Raw genomic sequence first — 16,213 nt, forward strand, 5'->3', positions numbered from 1 at the left:
TTATATTTGTTTATGTTCTTTTACGACTGCATTACCTTTTTGATTAAAACTAGTATGATATTCTACAACACTAATTTCACATCCAGGACCAATTGTGACGTTGTTGCCTCTTACCACTTCAGCGATCGTATGTTCTAAATAGATATCATCTCCTTCAACAATCGAAGTTTGGAGGCTCCCAGCATGACTAGTAAAAGGAATAAATCTCGCTTTTTTACGAACGGTAATTTTTTTACCACCAATTTCTCTTATCTTACTGCCTTCATAACGAAGTGAAATTTCAATATTTTCAGCATTAAGTAATCCATCACTTTCAAGACCACCAGTTAATGATAAATCTTCTACTTCAATATCTCCCTTTACATTTAAAGCACCTTTTACATCTACGAAATCACCTGAAAACTTTCCTTCAATATTTATCATACCTCTAACTTTTGTTTTTTCAATATGAGCATCACCATGAATTTGTGTATTACCATATACTTTTACATATTCCGCATCTACATTTCCTTGTACTTCGTTATCTCCATACACGACATAATTTTTCACTTTCATATTACCGCGTACATCACTCGTTCCGTACGTTTTAAACTCATTACAACTCATATCATTCGTAATTGTTCCTTCACCGCGAATCTTCACTTTATTATAATCTCCGCCTGCTGAATTACCAGAACCATTTACTGTCAGACTATGTGGATGTTCCATACTGATTTCTCCCTTCCGTTAAACCTGCTTAATTTCTTTTACATTTGCATTTTTATCAACAGTAAGAACACCAGTATATTCAATCAGTTCAATCTCACAGTTTGCTCCTACTGTAACATTGTTTCCTCTTACTGTTCTTATGTGAGCATAATCAATATCGATATTGTCACCTTCTAATAGTTCAGCTTCTAACTGCAAGCCAAACACTGTTTTAAATAGCCTACTAAATGTACCTGATCTATGTCTTACTTTAATCGTTTGACCACCAATTTCTTTCGCTCGACATGTACCGTGAATATTTATATTAATTTCATCTGCGTTTAATAAACCACCGATTGTAAATTGTCCTTCTGAAGAAAAAGTATCCACTTCACAATTACCGTCAATTGTAGCTTGACCATTGACTTTAAATTCTTCACCAGTGACATTTCCACCTATCGTACCTTTTCCTGCAATTTTCAAACTGTTTGCTTTTACATTTTGCGTAATTGTTGCTTTTCCATCAATTCGCATCGTTTCAGCATGAACTGTGCCATCAACTTTACCAGATCCGCTAATTCGTGCACTACTACTTTTCAAATTGCCAGTAACTGCACCGTAACCGTTACATTCAAATTGCTCACATTCAACATTTCCATTCACAGTTCCTTTTCCGTTTAATTGCACTTTATGAAACTCGCCGCCATTCGATGAACCGTAACCATTTATAATCAAATTATCTGTACGCATACTTTCTCCTCCACTACAACAATTTAGTTTTTAATGCTTCGGTATATTTCATAATCGCTTCGCGTAAAACGATTTTGGTGCCTTTTTCAAAAATTAAATCGTCCACGTTTGAAACTAATAAACATGTAGAAATCCCTAACTTTCGGACAATGATTAAGTCACAAGTTTTATGTTTAATTGCTTCATAATTTTCACGTAAAACTTGCAAGACCATTTTTCCTTCTTCTAAACTAATCTCTCCTGATTGTAGTAATTCTTCTAACATGTACACATAAAGAATATCTACAAATTGAAAATCTGCTCTTTTATTCGTTTGTTCTATGAAAAATTGTAAAACTGGTTCTGATGCAATCCCCTTGCGTAAAATGTCTTCCTTTGTTAAAAGAATTTCTCTCACACTCGGTGAAAACATGTTAGCTAGTTCATCAAGTGATAAATCCTCTTTCATCGTTTGGATTTTATCGATACGCTCTAATATCTTTTCTTTCGGAAAAAATGTCTCTTGACCTGTAAACGTTGATTTTCGTACAAACCAATCTTCCGGAATTAAATTTTTTCTTTTCCACCTATATAACTGTCCATATGAAATACCAGTTAGTTCTAATAAATCTTTTTTTGAAATTAAATCTGTACTCAACTGTATAACACTCCTTCCTGATAATAATGTAACATAACACTGTTACGCCGTAAATAAACTTTTATCACAAGTAGCGTAACAATGTGTAAAACAAACCTATTCCTACATACAAAAAAGGCTCTTACACACCTTATGAAAATGTGCAAAAGCCCTTATATATCAAGACTTAAACCAAATATTATAAAAATCAATCCAACCTTGTGAATTAATCATTATATTTTGAACTTTTTCATGTGTACTTACCTCTTGTTTATTACGATATAAAGGAATAATATGAATTTGACGTAACAAAGTATCCTCGATATCACGTAACAGTGTAACTCTTTTCTCTAATTCTTCTTGTCTAAAATAAGGAGACAACTTTTCATGAAAGTCCATGCTGCTTTGTCCATGAATAAAACTATTTTTTGTAAGAAACATATATAATAGACTATCTTCTATTCGTTCACTAATTGTGGCACTATCATGCATCATATCAGCCTTTTGTATCGTACTTACTTCCAATAGCTCTTCTATATCAAGAAAATTATTTTCTACACGAATCCCATATTTCGCACACTCTTTTTGTATCCACTGTGCATCTTCAACATGATCTCGTCCTGTAAATGTGTAGAGTTGTAGCACTTCATTATGATAAGTACTCCTTTTAATTAAACTTTCTACATCTTCCTCAATCTCTACAATGCTTTCACCTGCTAATATTAGTTTTTTTGCCACTTCTCCACGTTCTCCGCCGAGTTCTTGAACGATTGTATAACCATGAATGATGTTATATAACGCTTTCCGAAATAACTCATCTTGCATTGGTCCTTCTTTCGTAAGATTACATGTTATATATGTCACGTTCGACTCAAGCCGAGACAATTCTTTATTATGTTTTTCTTTATCTTTATACTGCGCCTTTACTAAAACATCGTATGTACCTACACCTTGTTCTACATTCCACAACTCAACACGATCTAAAAAAGGTCTTTCACGAAAATATAAAGGATGTCCTTCTAAAATGAACAGATTTTCATTACTTTTATATAATTGAAAAGGCCCGGTTCCAATTAGCCCTCCTGCTTCATCTTCATTCACGATAGAACACTGTTCTGCACTTAGCATATGTAAAAACATTCGATTTTCTGTATGTAATTGAATTTCGAAAACGTAGTCATCCACTGAACGGATACTTTCAACGTGTTGTAACATCCATGCGTGTGCATTATTTTCCAGCTTCATAAATCGATTCAACGAGTATATAACATCATGTGCAGTAAGTTGTTTTCCATTATGAAAGTGAACTCCTTTTCGTAAGTAAAACGTCCATATTTTTTCAGCGTCATTATATTCCCAGTGAAATGCAAGTCTTGGCTCTATAATGTTTGTATTACCGTCTACATACACGAGTGTGTCGAATATATGTTTTACCATATGGCATTCTGAGCGCATTGTAGCGTATACAGGATCTAATGTGATATCTAAATTCATTTGTACTTGCAACCGGAGTACATCTCTTCTCCCTTCAGATGTCATTTCAACCTTATGACCAAATATTGAATCCACCCAGGAATGATATTCTCCCTTTACTGATGGAAAATGTGAGCTATAGCGTTCCACAAATATACTTCCGCTTTTCACATCCCCTTTTTTCGTTATTTCTTTTCCTCTATCTAAAATTAAAGATATCGGGTACTTTTGAAATATTAACTTAGACCGATTTCCTCTGCCGCGACCTGGAAACCACTTGATCCAATTTAACTCATCTAATTTTTTTATAATTAACTTACTATTGCGCTCTGTACAAAATAATGTACCAGATATATTTTGCACTGTTACTTCCAATCGTTCTCCCTCTTTTTTTCCTTTTCCATAAGCAATCCATAGTTCAATGTATTGATCTAAAATAAACATCATACTCCCCCTAAAAGGTGAAAAATCCTCCCTATAGTCTCTACCCTTTTTCCAACTCTCCTTTCATCTTATCATTTCAATATAGAAAGGAGGAATTAATATTGAATTATCTCTTACTTCGTTACAATAAACCTATTTTTATTAGATTGTGTGGTGAATTATTAACCCGAACGACTGAATCTATGTTAGCTCTCATTATGATTATTTACGTCAATAAAATGTTAAACGGCAATGTAATAATAACTATGCTAATTTTCGGATTACAGCCACTTTCAGACATTTTATTTACGCTTATTGCTGGAGGAATTACTGATAAATATGGCCGAAAAAAGATTATGTTACTCGGATTATTACTACAAGGTGTTGCAATCGGCAGTTTCGTTTTCGCTCAATCTGTTTTTATATTTGCACTGTTATATGTCATTAATGGTATTGGCCGTTCCTTATACATTCCAGCTCAGCGTGCACAAATTGCTGATTTAACAAAACAAGAGCAGCAAGCAGAAATTTTTGCTCTCCTACAAACGATGGGAGCAATTGGATCCGTAGTCGGCCCTTTAATCGGTGCATGTTTTTATAATACTCACCCAGAATATTTATTTATCGTGCAAAGTGTAACCCTTACGATATATGCCGTTGTTGTTTGGACCCAGCTCCCAGAAACCGTTCCACCTATGAGTAAGTCGAAACAAACAGTTGAGGCAAGTTCACCAAAGCAATTTATTTTTAAACATTATGCTATATTCGGTCTTATGGTTTCTACACTCCCTATTAGCTTTTTTTATGCACAAACTGAGACGAATTATCGTATTTTTGCAGAACATGTATTTCCTAATCTCGTATTCATACTCGCATTTATTTCAACATGCAAAGCCATTTTGGAAATCATACTACAAATCTTCCTCGTAAAATGGTCTGAACGATTTTCTATGGCGAAAATCATCCTTATTTCTTACGCCTGCTATACAATAGCTGCAGTTGGCTTTAGTTATTCAACGACGATATTGTCGTTATTCTTCACCTTACTCTTTTTAGTCATTGGAGAAAGTATTGCTCTAAACCACTTATTACGATTCGTTTCAGAAATTGCACCTCACAATAAACGTGGTTTATATTTTTCAATTTACGGTATACACTGGGATATATCTCGAACGTGCGGACCAGTTATTGGTGCAGTTTTATTAAGTAAGTTAAATGGAAGTATGCTGTTTTATATTTGTGCTAGTTTCTTATTAATTGGAGGTATTGTTCAAGCACTGTTTGTTCAAAATTTAGAACGTAAAAAAATCACGAACCAGCCTACACATAATTTATAGGTTACTACTTTTTCAGTAGATCAATATTTCTTATTGGATGAATATTAAAAAACAAAAGTGAAGTATTTCGCGTATGAAAGTATGTTTTATATGGCAGGAGACGTTCCTTATTTACAACTAAAAACACCTCATTTAAGGAAAGTGAGGTGTTTTTGAAATCACTTAATTTCTTATCCTGCCATTTTATTAATACTATCCTCTGGTGAAAATACAGAAATATGATCTACCTTACCAGTCGATTTTGGAATGACAAATTTCAGCTCATACTGGTTATTTACTTTGTATACATATATTTTATCTTCACCATTCTCTTTAACTGAAGATGGTTTTCCTAATGCTTTTTCAATTTCTTGTAATGTAATCAATTTTAGTTCTGCATGATATGAGCGTACATCAAAAACTTGTGACCCTTTATTAAATCCGAAAACAATATTTTTATTTGTAAAAGTTGCGTACATTCCGTTCCCTGCATATTCGGTTTTATTTGCTTTCCCCCACGCTTTTTCAATTTCTTCAATATCCCCTGTATGGGCTCCAAATGGTACATTAGGTACTTTTCCTTCTTTTGCGAGTTCAAACAAATCTTTAACGTGGTTAATTGATTTTTGATTAAGTGTTCTATTTTTCGAATCTGGGTCAGGCGATGGTTTTGTTGTTTTTTCATTGCTTGGTTTTGCTTCAGGATTTTTCTGTTCTTCTGAAAAATTACTTTGTTCATTTTTATTATTTTCCGAGGTTGGATTTGTTTCCTTTTTTTCGTCTGTCTCTTTACATGCGGCTAGCGCAAACATACATGTAAACACCAAAAATAACATAACTATTTTTAAATATATTTTCATCATCTTTACCCCCTATTGCATCTTATTCATTTCGTTAACCAACCCATTACACTACTTTTCAAATTATGTTTGTTCCAAAAAAGTCAGTGCTTCACTCTCTCCAAAAGCTTGTACAAAATATATTACAAAAGCTGTTTCTAAAAAGTAACCAAGTCTGTTATATCCGAAGTAACTACCTCCTGATAAACGAAACCATTTTCATCTCCTTATTTAAACCTTCTCTTCTCAATGATAATATCCTCTATCTATAACTTAAAACATGCTCTCACAACAGCTCCTTGAAACAGAAAAAAACCAGTAGGAAGTGATTACTCTTTTCCTACTGGTTAAAATAAAATTATACGGTAAATCTTAGCTTCTTAAAAAATGTAGCGATAGTATTTTTTACAGTTTCAAGATTATAAGCAAACGTGTTATCTCCACTTAATGATGAAATACATGTTAAACCTGCAGCTTTAATAAAAGCTTTTACATCTACAAGCATAAAATTAGCCTCCATGAATTTAATTACAATCATTATAACAGGTGTTTTACGATGCTAACATGAAAGTAATAAATAAATTTCTATTATTAATTTATCCCGCTATTTGCCGGGCAGTAAGATCCCCACCTCAAAATTCAGCGGAAACAAAGAAGTTAGGTGGGGGCCTGCTGTCCGTAAAAGCCCGATTGGTGAGGGCTGATAATCAGTGGGGATGAACACCCCACTGATTAAAGTTTCACTTTATTTAGCTCACAGTACACCATTCCAATGTCATATAAAAAAGCTGCCCAAAAAGGGCAGCTTCAAATATGTATATTACACTTCGATTGATTTACCATCTTCAACAATATGATAAAGTAAATGCGCTAAATGATGAATTGGACCGTATTCTTCCTCTTCCTCATCTGTTTCACCTTGGAACTCAAGATCGTTTAAGTACAGTGCTAAAAATTGATAGTATAGTTTTAAATCAAATCCGTAGCACGCAGTTGGCTCTTCATGATCACCTTCGTATTGTAACATTAAGTATTGATCGTTTCCTTCTGCATCTTCTGCATCAAAGAATACGAAGAATCCAACGTTTGTATCTAAATCAAATAGATGACGAGTGCCTTTTTCTGTTGCTTTGTTAAAGTCCTCTTCACTTAATTTATGTACTGTTGTCGCTTTAGCATTATCTTCTTGATGGAAATTTACTGTGAATGTTTTCAATGCTGACACCTCCTGATTGTATAATACTAGCATAACATATAAAAAGGACTGCTTACAAATGTAAACAGTCCTTACATTCATTTTCGCATTGCTCGTAATAAGAAGCTTACGATGAAAATTAAAATGATCGCACCGATTAAAGCTGGAATAATTGCATATCCGCCAATGACTGGACCAAAACTACCAAGTAATTTCGAACCAACCCAAGAACCGATAATACCAGCAATAATATTACCAATTACACCACCAGGTACGTCTTTTCCAGTAATTAAGCTCGCAAGCCATCCTAATATACCACCGACGATTAAAGACCAAATCATATAATAACCTCCTTTACATTTCACCAATCAAAATATAATTAGAAACAATTGCTTACCATTAGTTATGTGACATTTTTCATAAGTTATTCATGTTGTTCAACTTTAAGATTTTTGAGAATAATACACACAGATTAAACCTTTTTTTGAACTAACGATTTATCCGACTTGTTATTACACACATTAAGGACAATCTGGCTTCAATATTGTTCGCATAAACTCTTCTTTAAAAGCTGCATAGTTAAAACCAACAGCAATTCTTTGAATCGGCCGATCATCAAACCTTGTTGGCTCAGCTATTTTTCTAAAGTCTGCTACACTTTGGCCCCTAGTCACATCATTTGTCGTACTAATCCACACTGCCGATTTTTTATATTCGAAAATACTGTCATTTATAAACGAGATAAACGGTAGTAAATCGTGTATAGGACTTCCACCAATACCCGGATATTCTTTTTTATAAAAGTTCTCATAATAAAAATCAATCATTGGTTTAATGAGTTTCGCCTGTCCAGTTCCTTGTTTATCTATTATATTGGCCATTTCAGGTGTTATAAGCGCGCCCTGTGTTACATTTAACGGGTATATGCTAGCGTTTTTCGCATATTTCATAACAATATTTGCTGCAATTGGATCACCATAAAAATTCGCTTCAGATACTGGTGTAACATTACCTGGAAATAGGAAAGCGCCGCCCATTATATAATACGAACAAATACGATCCATTATATTTGGATACAATAAAAATAACGTAGCAAGCGTCGTTAGTCTCCCTGTCGCCACAATTATAATATCTTCTGGACAAGGTTCGATTAATTTGATTAATTCACAAAAATTTTCTCGTTTACAAATTCTCATCTCAGGTGGAATAATAGGACCTAAACCGTGATCCCCGTGGATTTCAGGGAAAAACAAAGGCTCTTCAGCTGTCATCGGTCTACTCGCACCTTCAATAATTTTCACTTGTGTAGCATAGTACCTTTCTAAAAAATAAACATTTTCCGTAACGATATCTCGTGATACATTCCCGTACTCAGCAACAATACCTAGAATATCTAATTTACATGTTTTATTTGCATAAATTAACGCTACGGCGTCATCAATACCAAAGTCTCCAAAAAAGATAATTTTCTTATTAACTATTCTCACCCCTCTTGAGCATAATCTACTATTATTATTATGTAAAAAAGACAAGGCGGTGAAACAGCGCAAACTAAAAAAGCCGCCTATTTATTGGCGACTTCAATCTTTTTATAAGACAAATATGCAAGTACATTTTTACTTGAATCGTATTTCGGGTTATTTCCTTTTCTCGGCTCTCTCATATGTGTCTTTTCAAATCCAGGAATGTCTGGCATTTTCCCCATAAATTCAAGCATTTCTTCCTCAGTACCTTCAATGCGTACACGAATCATTATAACTATTCCTCAATTCTCAGTTTCTCTGTACTAAGTATATCGTACTTCAGAAAGACTGCAACACATTTATCTTTTTAACGTTGTACTTTTTTTACATATAAACATAGCCATTTCAGTATAGAACGATTCTACTTTATTATTTTTAAATTGAATATTAAAATATCCCTTCATTTCGTTTGGTGCTTTCATCATACATTCTGTTAATTTTTCACGCTTTTGTAAAGGGACATCCATCATATTACACCACCAGTCAAAATCAAACTTCTTATCAAAAGTAAGACATGACTGCATTTGCAAACCGTTTTTTTCTAATAAAGTAAGCCATTCTGTCTTTTTTAGAGCTCGTTCATGACTTGGGTCACGCTTTTTTTCTATAAAATTATAAAATGTATCATATTCATTATTTTCTGGCGAAACATTATCTATTAAGATGAATAATCCATTATCCTCCAACGTACGATTTACTTCATAAATAAATTGAGCCGGACTCGTAAAATGATGGGCTGCAATCCGGCATGTAATTGTATCAAAAAAATGGTCTGCAAATGGTAAATTCTCTGCATTTCCTGCTACAAAAGATACATTTTCATGACCATTCTGCTTTATAAAAACTTTTGCTTTTTCTAACATCTGTTCTGTTAAATCAAGTGCAACTACTTCTTCAAACATAGGTGCTAACATATTTGCCACATGCCCGCCACCAGTAGCAACATCAAGAAGACGATTATTATGACGAGACTCAACTTGTTGAACTACATATTGTAAATCCAGTCCTTTAGCATGTATTTTACTATTTACATATTTATCTGCATTGCTGCCAAACTGTTTTTTCACAAGCTCTTCTTTACTCATATTAGCATCTTCTTTCTATTGTTATTTACATATACGACTCATATAATTATTACAATTCTCTTAATGTATTTTCAAATCCTCTTTTCATCTCACTTCTTATCATATTACCTTTCATTAAAATAATATAATTTTACATTTTATTATTAAACAAAAAAAGGCTATGGGAACTTCCCCCCTAACCTGAATAAATATTTACTACATTTTTATTTCTTCGTATATATCTATATAATATAAATCCTCTTTCAACTTCATAATAACATCTACTTCGTTATAAGTAGCCTCACGAGCATGTAAACCAAATTGATCCATACCAATCCATATCCACCCAGGTGTAAGATATAAAACATCTATATTAAAATAATCTAACTTAGTAAGCTCCGATGTAATAAATTTATCTTTATTAGCGATTTGTTTATCTATTAAACCGTATTCTTTCCCATTTTCAAATAGCGATATAAATTTCCCTACAATCGGATGTTCACGAACAATAAAATGATATTCTTTTTCTTCTATATTTACCACAATCAAACGAGAAACAGATAAATCAGGCCCTGAATTCGACATATTTGTTTATTCACCTCCTTATATAGGCTTCTTAAATATGATAACAAATGAATATTCAAATTAAGTTAATGTAATGTAAAAAATAAAAAAGCTGATTTCTCTTTAGAAATCAGCCTTTATAATTTGATCAACTTTATTCTTTTACAAATTATTATAATGTTTCTTTTTCCTCATCATTTCCAGAAACTAAATTTCCTATAGCATCCGCTGTTACTTCCACTACAAATTCACAAATACCAGCTACAACTTCTCCAATTATTTCATCCATCTTTTTACCCCCTTATTTTATGTAACCTATTTGCATTATAGAAGAAACTGGTAAATACGAACTATCGAAAAAGGTGACATAAACCTTACAGAATTGTAAGCCCTTTTATCCCTTTACTCATCCCCTTTGAAACTCCAAGTATTTTTAGCAGACATATAGGCCATCATAATATGAAGCAAGTAATAATCTAGTGTCAGGAGGCGTTTAATATGTATTACGTAAAATTAATTAAAGGTCAATCTTTCTACGCTTTTGATCATCGTTTCTTAGTGTCTGAAGAAGAAGAGGTTTCAGAGAAAATTTATAATTACTTACGACGTAATGAATTTTTTGAAGTACGTAAAGAAGAATATTCTGCTTAATTACAAAAAGCATTAAGAAAAATATCATCTTATTGTGATATATTCTTAATGCTTTTATGTGAATTTCTTCTTTTCAATAATTATTGTTGACTCTATTAAATAATCTAGTATTTGTCCAAACTAATTATTCACTATTTTCATATTCTAGTATATGAGGAGGTGAAGAATATGACTCATATCATTGATTACCAAGCTACTCAACCTATTAGTAAAACTGGTGAAACAACTTTTGCAATCCCATCTTCTCCAAATAAAGCAATTTTAGCAAATTTGAAATTGCGAATTTCAAGTAGAGATTCACGTAATAATCGAGTAGAATTAATCGCTACAATTGGTATAGAAGGTATAACTGAGACTTCACAAGTTTTATTCCGAATTTTCCGTGATAATATTGAAATTTTTAATGCACAAGTAGGTATTGAATCTACAGATTCTGAACAATTCTATGTACAAACATTTCAAGCTATAGATCAAAACGTTAGCAGTGGAACACACGAATATTCATTAACTGTAGAAAACCTTACTAGTGGTGCAAGCGCAGAAGTTGTTGGCCCACTATCTTTTAGCGCTTTAGCTATTGGACAAGAGCGTAAATGTTGCTAAGTGAATCTAATATTTAATTTTGTACTTGAGAAACGCGAGGCGTAGTTATACGTTCTTGCTTTTTTATATGTCCCCTTACTTTCTATTAGCTTTAATCATAAATTTTTTACGTTTTGATTCACTTATTTCATCAATTAACACATCAAATTTTTGACCAATCAAAAAGATTGAAATCCAATTATGAAACACGTAATATAGACTCTGACTCTAAAAAAGTTCGTATAAAAATACTACATAAATAAGGAGGTTTTATATACGCGTTTTTCATTTTAAAAGACGGAGAGGTTTTATGTTATGTGGCGTAATAAAAACGTTTGGATTGTTTTAATTGGGGAGTTTATTGCAGGTCTAGGATTATGGCTTGGTATTCTTGGCAACCTTGAATTTATGCAAAAATATGTCCCTTCTGATTTCATGAAATCAGTTATATTATTTATCGGACTATTAGCCGGTGTTCTAGTTGGACCTATGGCTGGCCGTGTCATCGATCAGTATGAAAAGAAAAAAGTTCTTCTTTACGCTGGGTTTGGTCGAGTTTTAAGTGTTATTTTCATGTTTTTTGCTATTCAATTTGAAAGTATCGCATTTATGATTGCATTTATGGTTGCTCTTCAAATTTCAGCAGCATTTTATTTCCCTGCATTACAATCTGTAATTCCACTCATCGTACGTGAGCATGAGTTATTACAAATGAATGGTGTACATATGAATGTTGGTACAATCGCTCGTATTGCAGGTACTTCACTAGGTGGAATTCTTTTAGTTGTGATGAGTTTACAGTACATGTATGCCTTCTCAATGGCAACATACGCCTTATTATTCCTCTCGACTTTCTTCCTACAATTCGAAGACAAGAAATCAACAACACCAAGTAAACAAGCTGCAAAAGATAATAGCTTTATGGAAGTATTTCGTATTTTAAAAGGAATTCCTATTGCTTTTACAGCACTTATATTAAGTATCATCCCTCTATTATTTATAGCTGGGTTTAATTTAATGGTTATTAACATTAGCGAAATGCAACATGATCCTACGATTAAAGGGTTCATATATACAATTGAAGGTGTCGCATTTATGTTAGGTGCCTTCGTAATTAAACGTCTATCTGATCATTTCAAACCTGAAAAATTACTATATTTCTTCGCAGTTTGTACTGCTTTTGCACATCTGTCATTGTTCTTTAGCGATATAAAATGGATGGCTCTTACATCATTTGGTTTATTTGGGTTTAGTGTTGGCTGCTTCTTCCCTATTATGTCGACGATTTTCCAAACGAAAGTGGAAAAAAGTTATCACGGTCGCCTCTTCTCATTCCGTAATATGTTTGAGAGGGTTATGTTCCAAATCGTCTTACTTGGAACAGGCTTCTTCTTAGATACAATTGGGTTACAATATATGGTTCTCATCTTCGGAGTCGTTTCATTATTGATTATTTCTATTTCCCTTTCTAAGCAGAAACATTATGAAAAACAGCATTCACAATCTGCGAATTTATAAAATAAACAAAGAAGTATGGATCTAATATTGAATCCATACTTCTTTGTTTTATAATACGCCTATTTATTACGTTTATTGAAATTACCTAAAGGAGTATCCCCCTTTTATTTCGAATAGATTATAAAAAGTACTCTTTATAAAAGGAGTGGTAAAATGTCTGATGGCATCCAAGTATTTATTGTCCTGCTCTTTGCAATTGCTCTGTTTAGCATCCTAAACTTTTTAGCCATTTCCTTATCTGGACATAGTTTTAAAAAAAGAATCGTGGCAGGTTTCATATTTTTACTACTGACTCCCATTATCTTTTTGACTATCGCAACATTTGCTTCTATATTCGATGCAGGTACGTTAGCCTTTATGATTGCAAGCGTATATATATTAAATGGAATAGTAATTCTGCTTTCCTCTTTATTTATCCTCAAAAAAGACATAACATAGGCTATAGTACTAGCATGAATCTGACTTTACACTAGATTCATGCTTATTTAATTTCTCCTAAATTTTTATATGAAATTAAATAATTCTTTAAAAAAATTTAAACTTTATTTATTATAATATCCCTATCGTATTCGCACGTTTATTCAAATTTAAAAGAAAGGAGCACAAAATGAAAAAGGTTCTACTTACAATTCCTATACTAATCATCCTACTTAGTGGATGCAGCAATAACGATATATACGGTTCTTGGGAAGTCGTTGACAATAAAAAAGGTGAATGCCCTGTATATTATAAATTTGAAACAGTTGTCAAAAAAGAAAATAAAGAGGAAATTGTGCAAAATTTAGTAGAAATGCAAACAACAAAGAATAAAGACGATTTATATAAAGGCTCATTTGTCAAAAATTCTAATGTATATCACATTGATTATGGTAATTCATTTACATCGGACCAAACTTTAAAAGTTGCCGACGGTACATTAAATGTATACTTTTTGACAGCCGAAAAATTATGCACATATAAAAAGAAATGATTACATTTCAGAGGAGACGCAGAAAATATTTTCTGCGTTATTTCACTTTAGAAATCGTCCGCAAAAATAGCCCTTGTTTTCGTATTCTTTTTCATTCAAAACATGAGAAATATACTTAATAAAAACTAGAAAATACCTTAAGTTATATAAAATGAATCATATAATACACATTTCAATTAATATATCTACGCTATTTACATCGTTACTTTTCAAAATAGGCTAATCCTCCCTCTAAATTTATCAATCGTTTTAATTTTCATAAAAAAATGATAAAATGTAAACATGTGTTTTCAGAATAATTAAAAACGCAGAATGAAAGCACTGTTTTTAGGAGGGGTTTTGATGACTTACACGTTAGCAACTAGAATGAAAGCATTCCAATCTTCTATATTTAGTGAATTAGGAGCCTATAAAAAAGAAAAAATTGCAGCAGGTCATAACATGATTGATTTGAGCATCGGAAATCCTGATATGCCGCCCGCTGATTTTGTAAGAGAAACAATGGTACATACAGCGAGTGAAAAAGAGAGCTACGGGTATACATTATCCGGTATTCAAGAATTTCACGAAGCTGTAACTGAATATTACAACAACACTCATAACGTTTTATTAAATGCGGATAAAGAAGTTTTATTATTAATGGGTTCACAAGACGGGCTCGTTCATTTACCTATGGTTTATGCAAATCCAGGTGATATTATATTAGTTCCTGATCCAGGATATACAGCTTATGAAACAGGTATTCAAATGGCTGGTGCAACATCTTACTACATGCCTTTAACGAAAGAGAATGATTTCTTACCAGACTTAGAAGTCATCCCTGAAGAAATTGCCGATCAAGCGAAGATGATGATTTTAAACTTCCCAGGGAATCCCGTTCCAGCAATAGCTCATGAAGATTTCTTTAAAGAAGTAATCGCATTCGCGAAAAAGCATAATATTATCGTTGTCCATGATTTTGCTTATGCTGAATTTTATTTCGATGGTAATAAGCCAATTAGCTTCCTCTCTGTACCTGGTGCTAAAGAAGTTGGTGTAGAAATCTATTCTTTGTCAAAAAGTTATAGTTTAGCAGGTAGCCGTATTGGATATATGATTGGAAACGAAGAAATTATTCGTGCACTTACTCAATTTAAATCTAATACCGATTACGGTGTATTTTTACCAATTCAAAAAGCGGCATCTGCAGCACTAAGAAATGGCGCTGCATTTTGTGAGAAAAACCGCGATATTTATCAAGAACGGAGAGATACTTTAGTCGATGGATTCCGAACATTTGGCTGGAATGTCGATAAGCCAGCTGGTAGTATGTTTGTCTGGGCTGAAATTCCACAAGGATGGACTTCTCTAGACTTCGCTTATGCATTAATGGATCGTGCGAATGTCGTTGTTACACCTGGTCATGCATTTGGACCTCATGGAGAAGGCTTCGTACGTATTGCACTCGTTCAAGATAAAGAAGTTTTGCAACAAGTTGTTGAAAATATTAGAAATAGCGGCATTTTCGTCCTTGAAAAAGTAGATGAATTAGTTAAAAATTAGTTCCCACTCCCCTGCTTAACTTTAGCAGGGGTATTATTAATTGGAGGTACTTTCATATGCATATTAAAGACACGCTTCCCCATCGTTATCCATTTTTAATGATTGATAAAGTAACAAATGTAAAACAAGGTGAATCCGTTACAGGATATAAACTCATTACAAATAACGAATGGTTTATAAATGATAGTCAAAAACATATGCCTCATATGTTAATTGTAGAATCACTTGCCCAGCTTAGTGCATTTGTACATACAAGTGATTCTGAAGGACTAGGATTCCTCTCCTCTTTAGATGGAGTTGAATTCCACGGAAAAGCATATCCCGGTGATAAACTTGATTTACATTATGAGCTAACGCGCAATCGCCGAGGTTTTATTCTTGGTAAAGGTATTGCAACTGTAAACGACCAGCCTATTGTAACTATAGAAAAACTATTAATATATCAAGCAGATTAAAGTGTTCCTTATATCAGTTGGAAATATCTATTCTCAACCAATTAA

20 protein-coding genes and 1 pseudogene are annotated in these 16,213 nt (G+C 33.0%); 8 read left to right on the forward strand and 13 right to left on the reverse strand.

Annotation, left to right across the window (positions count from 1 at the left end; genetic code table 11):
- From MR169_RS11585 to MR169_RS11600, 4 genes are all read right to left on the reverse strand, one after another.
- Positions 1-708 (reverse strand): polymer-forming cytoskeletal protein, encoded by a 708-nt coding sequence (locus MR169_RS11585; RefSeq protein WP_000400904.1) that lies wholly within the window; start codon positions 706-708, stop codon positions 1-3.
- Between the two features lie 18 nt (positions 709-726).
- The gene (locus MR169_RS11590; RefSeq protein WP_001258387.1) at positions 727-1,437 is read right to left on the reverse strand and encodes a bactofilin family protein; all 711 of its coding nucleotides are present in this window, start codon (positions 1,435-1,437) and stop codon (positions 727-729) included.
- Positions 1,438-1,450: 13 nt separating this feature from the next.
- Positions 1,451-2,074, reverse strand: coding sequence for a YhbD family protein (locus MR169_RS11595; RefSeq protein WP_000102244.1), 624 nt, complete (start codon positions 2,072-2,074; stop codon positions 1,451-1,453).
- Positions 2,075-2,233: 159 nt separating this feature from the next.
- Positions 2,234-3,970 (reverse strand): ABC transporter substrate-binding protein, encoded by a 1,737-nt coding sequence (locus tag MR169_RS11600; protein ID WP_242319428.1) that lies wholly within the window; start codon positions 3,968-3,970, stop codon positions 2,234-2,236.
- Positions 3,971-4,071: 101 nt separating this feature from the next.
- Between MR169_RS11600 and MR169_RS11605 the strand changes: the two genes are divergently transcribed.
- The gene (locus MR169_RS11605; protein ID WP_001108458.1) at positions 4,072-5,286 is read left to right on the forward strand and encodes an MDR family MFS transporter; all 1,215 of its coding nucleotides are present in this window, start codon (positions 4,072-4,074) and stop codon (positions 5,284-5,286) included.
- Positions 5,287-5,456: 170 nt separating this feature from the next.
- Here the strand turns inward: MR169_RS11605 and MR169_RS11610 are convergent, their stop codons facing one another.
- The 9 genes and pseudogenes from MR169_RS11610 to MR169_RS11650 all read right to left on the reverse strand — a co-directional run bounded on the left by MR169_RS11610 (position 5,457) and on the right by MR169_RS11650 (position 10,471).
- Positions 5,457-6,128, reverse strand: coding sequence for a YjgB family protein (locus MR169_RS11610; RefSeq protein WP_001987496.1), 672 nt, complete (start codon positions 6,126-6,128; stop codon positions 5,457-5,459).
- Between the two features lie 23 nt (positions 6,129-6,151).
- Positions 6,152-6,323: pseudogene (locus MR169_RS11615) on the reverse strand (aminopeptidase); the annotation flags it as partial.
- A 139-nt stretch (positions 6,324-6,462) separates the two neighbouring features.
- Positions 6,463-6,609, reverse strand: coding sequence for a chorismate mutase (locus tag MR169_RS11620; protein WP_242319429.1), 147 nt, complete (start codon positions 6,607-6,609; stop codon positions 6,463-6,465).
- 315 nt (positions 6,610-6,924) lie between these two features.
- A complete protein-coding gene (locus MR169_RS11625) occupies positions 6,925-7,320 on the reverse strand; it encodes a hypothetical protein (protein ID WP_000847587.1) in 396 nt (131 codons plus the stop codon).
- 77 nt (positions 7,321-7,397) lie between these two features.
- The gene (locus MR169_RS11630) at positions 7,398-7,640 is read right to left on the reverse strand and encodes a GlsB/YeaQ/YmgE family stress response membrane protein (protein WP_000638306.1); all 243 of its coding nucleotides are present in this window, start codon (positions 7,638-7,640) and stop codon (positions 7,398-7,400) included.
- A 180-nt stretch (positions 7,641-7,820) separates the two neighbouring features.
- A complete protein-coding gene (locus tag MR169_RS11635; protein ID WP_001223681.1) occupies positions 7,821-8,786 on the reverse strand; it encodes a nucleoside hydrolase in 966 nt (321 codons plus the stop codon).
- A gap of 77 nt (positions 8,787-8,863) precedes the next feature.
- The gene (locus tag MR169_RS11640; protein WP_000621885.1) at positions 8,864-9,052 is read right to left on the reverse strand and encodes a DUF3970 family protein; all 189 of its coding nucleotides are present in this window, start codon (positions 9,050-9,052) and stop codon (positions 8,864-8,866) included.
- A 69-nt stretch (positions 9,053-9,121) separates the two neighbouring features.
- A complete protein-coding gene (locus MR169_RS11645) occupies positions 9,122-9,907 on the reverse strand; it encodes a class I SAM-dependent methyltransferase (protein ID WP_000031305.1) in 786 nt (261 codons plus the stop codon).
- A gap of 195 nt (positions 9,908-10,102) precedes the next feature.
- On the reverse strand, positions 10,103-10,471 hold the full coding sequence (locus tag MR169_RS11650; protein WP_000071478.1) for a hypothetical protein: 369 nt from the start codon (positions 10,469-10,471) through the stop codon (positions 10,103-10,105).
- 477 nt (positions 10,472-10,948) lie between these two features.
- Between MR169_RS11650 and MR169_RS11655 the strand changes: the two genes are divergently transcribed.
- The 7 genes from MR169_RS11655 to MR169_RS11685 all read left to right on the forward strand — a co-directional run bounded on the left by MR169_RS11655 (position 10,949) and on the right by MR169_RS11685 (position 16,168).
- Positions 10,949-11,101: a YqbF domain-containing protein gene (locus tag MR169_RS11655; RefSeq protein WP_000291905.1), complete on the forward strand. Its 153-nt coding sequence runs from the start codon at positions 10,949-10,951 to the stop codon at positions 11,099-11,101.
- 168 nt (positions 11,102-11,269) lie between these two features.
- The gene (gene exsC, locus MR169_RS11660) at positions 11,270-11,704 is read left to right on the forward strand and encodes an exosporium protein ExsC (RefSeq protein WP_000148806.1); all 435 of its coding nucleotides are present in this window, start codon (positions 11,270-11,272) and stop codon (positions 11,702-11,704) included.
- A 294-nt stretch (positions 11,705-11,998) separates the two neighbouring features.
- Positions 11,999-13,201, forward strand: a complete 1,203-nt coding sequence (locus MR169_RS11665) for an MFS transporter (protein ID WP_242319430.1) — start codon at positions 11,999-12,001, stop codon at positions 13,199-13,201.
- A 153-nt stretch (positions 13,202-13,354) separates the two neighbouring features.
- On the forward strand, positions 13,355-13,639 hold the full coding sequence (locus tag MR169_RS11670) for a hypothetical protein (RefSeq protein WP_044797261.1): 285 nt from the start codon (positions 13,355-13,357) through the stop codon (positions 13,637-13,639).
- Between the two features lie 169 nt (positions 13,640-13,808).
- Positions 13,809-14,171, forward strand: coding sequence for a hypothetical protein (locus tag MR169_RS11675; protein WP_000757017.1), 363 nt, complete (start codon positions 13,809-13,811; stop codon positions 14,169-14,171).
- Positions 14,172-14,513: 342 nt separating this feature from the next.
- Entirely contained in the window at positions 14,514-15,713 is a 1,200-nt protein-coding gene (locus tag MR169_RS11680; protein ID WP_242319431.1) for an LL-diaminopimelate aminotransferase, read from the forward strand.
- A 56-nt stretch (positions 15,714-15,769) separates the two neighbouring features.
- On the forward strand, positions 15,770-16,168 hold the full coding sequence (locus tag MR169_RS11685) for a 3-hydroxyacyl-ACP dehydratase FabZ family protein (protein ID WP_000547659.1): 399 nt from the start codon (positions 15,770-15,772) through the stop codon (positions 16,166-16,168).
- Positions 16,169-16,213: the final 45 nt, after the last annotated feature.

It is taken from the genome of Bacillus cereus group sp. BfR-BA-01349 (assembly GCF_022663795.1).
GTDB classification, from domain to species: Bacteria; Bacillota; Bacilli; order Bacillales; family Bacillaceae_G; genus Bacillus_A; species Bacillus_A cereus.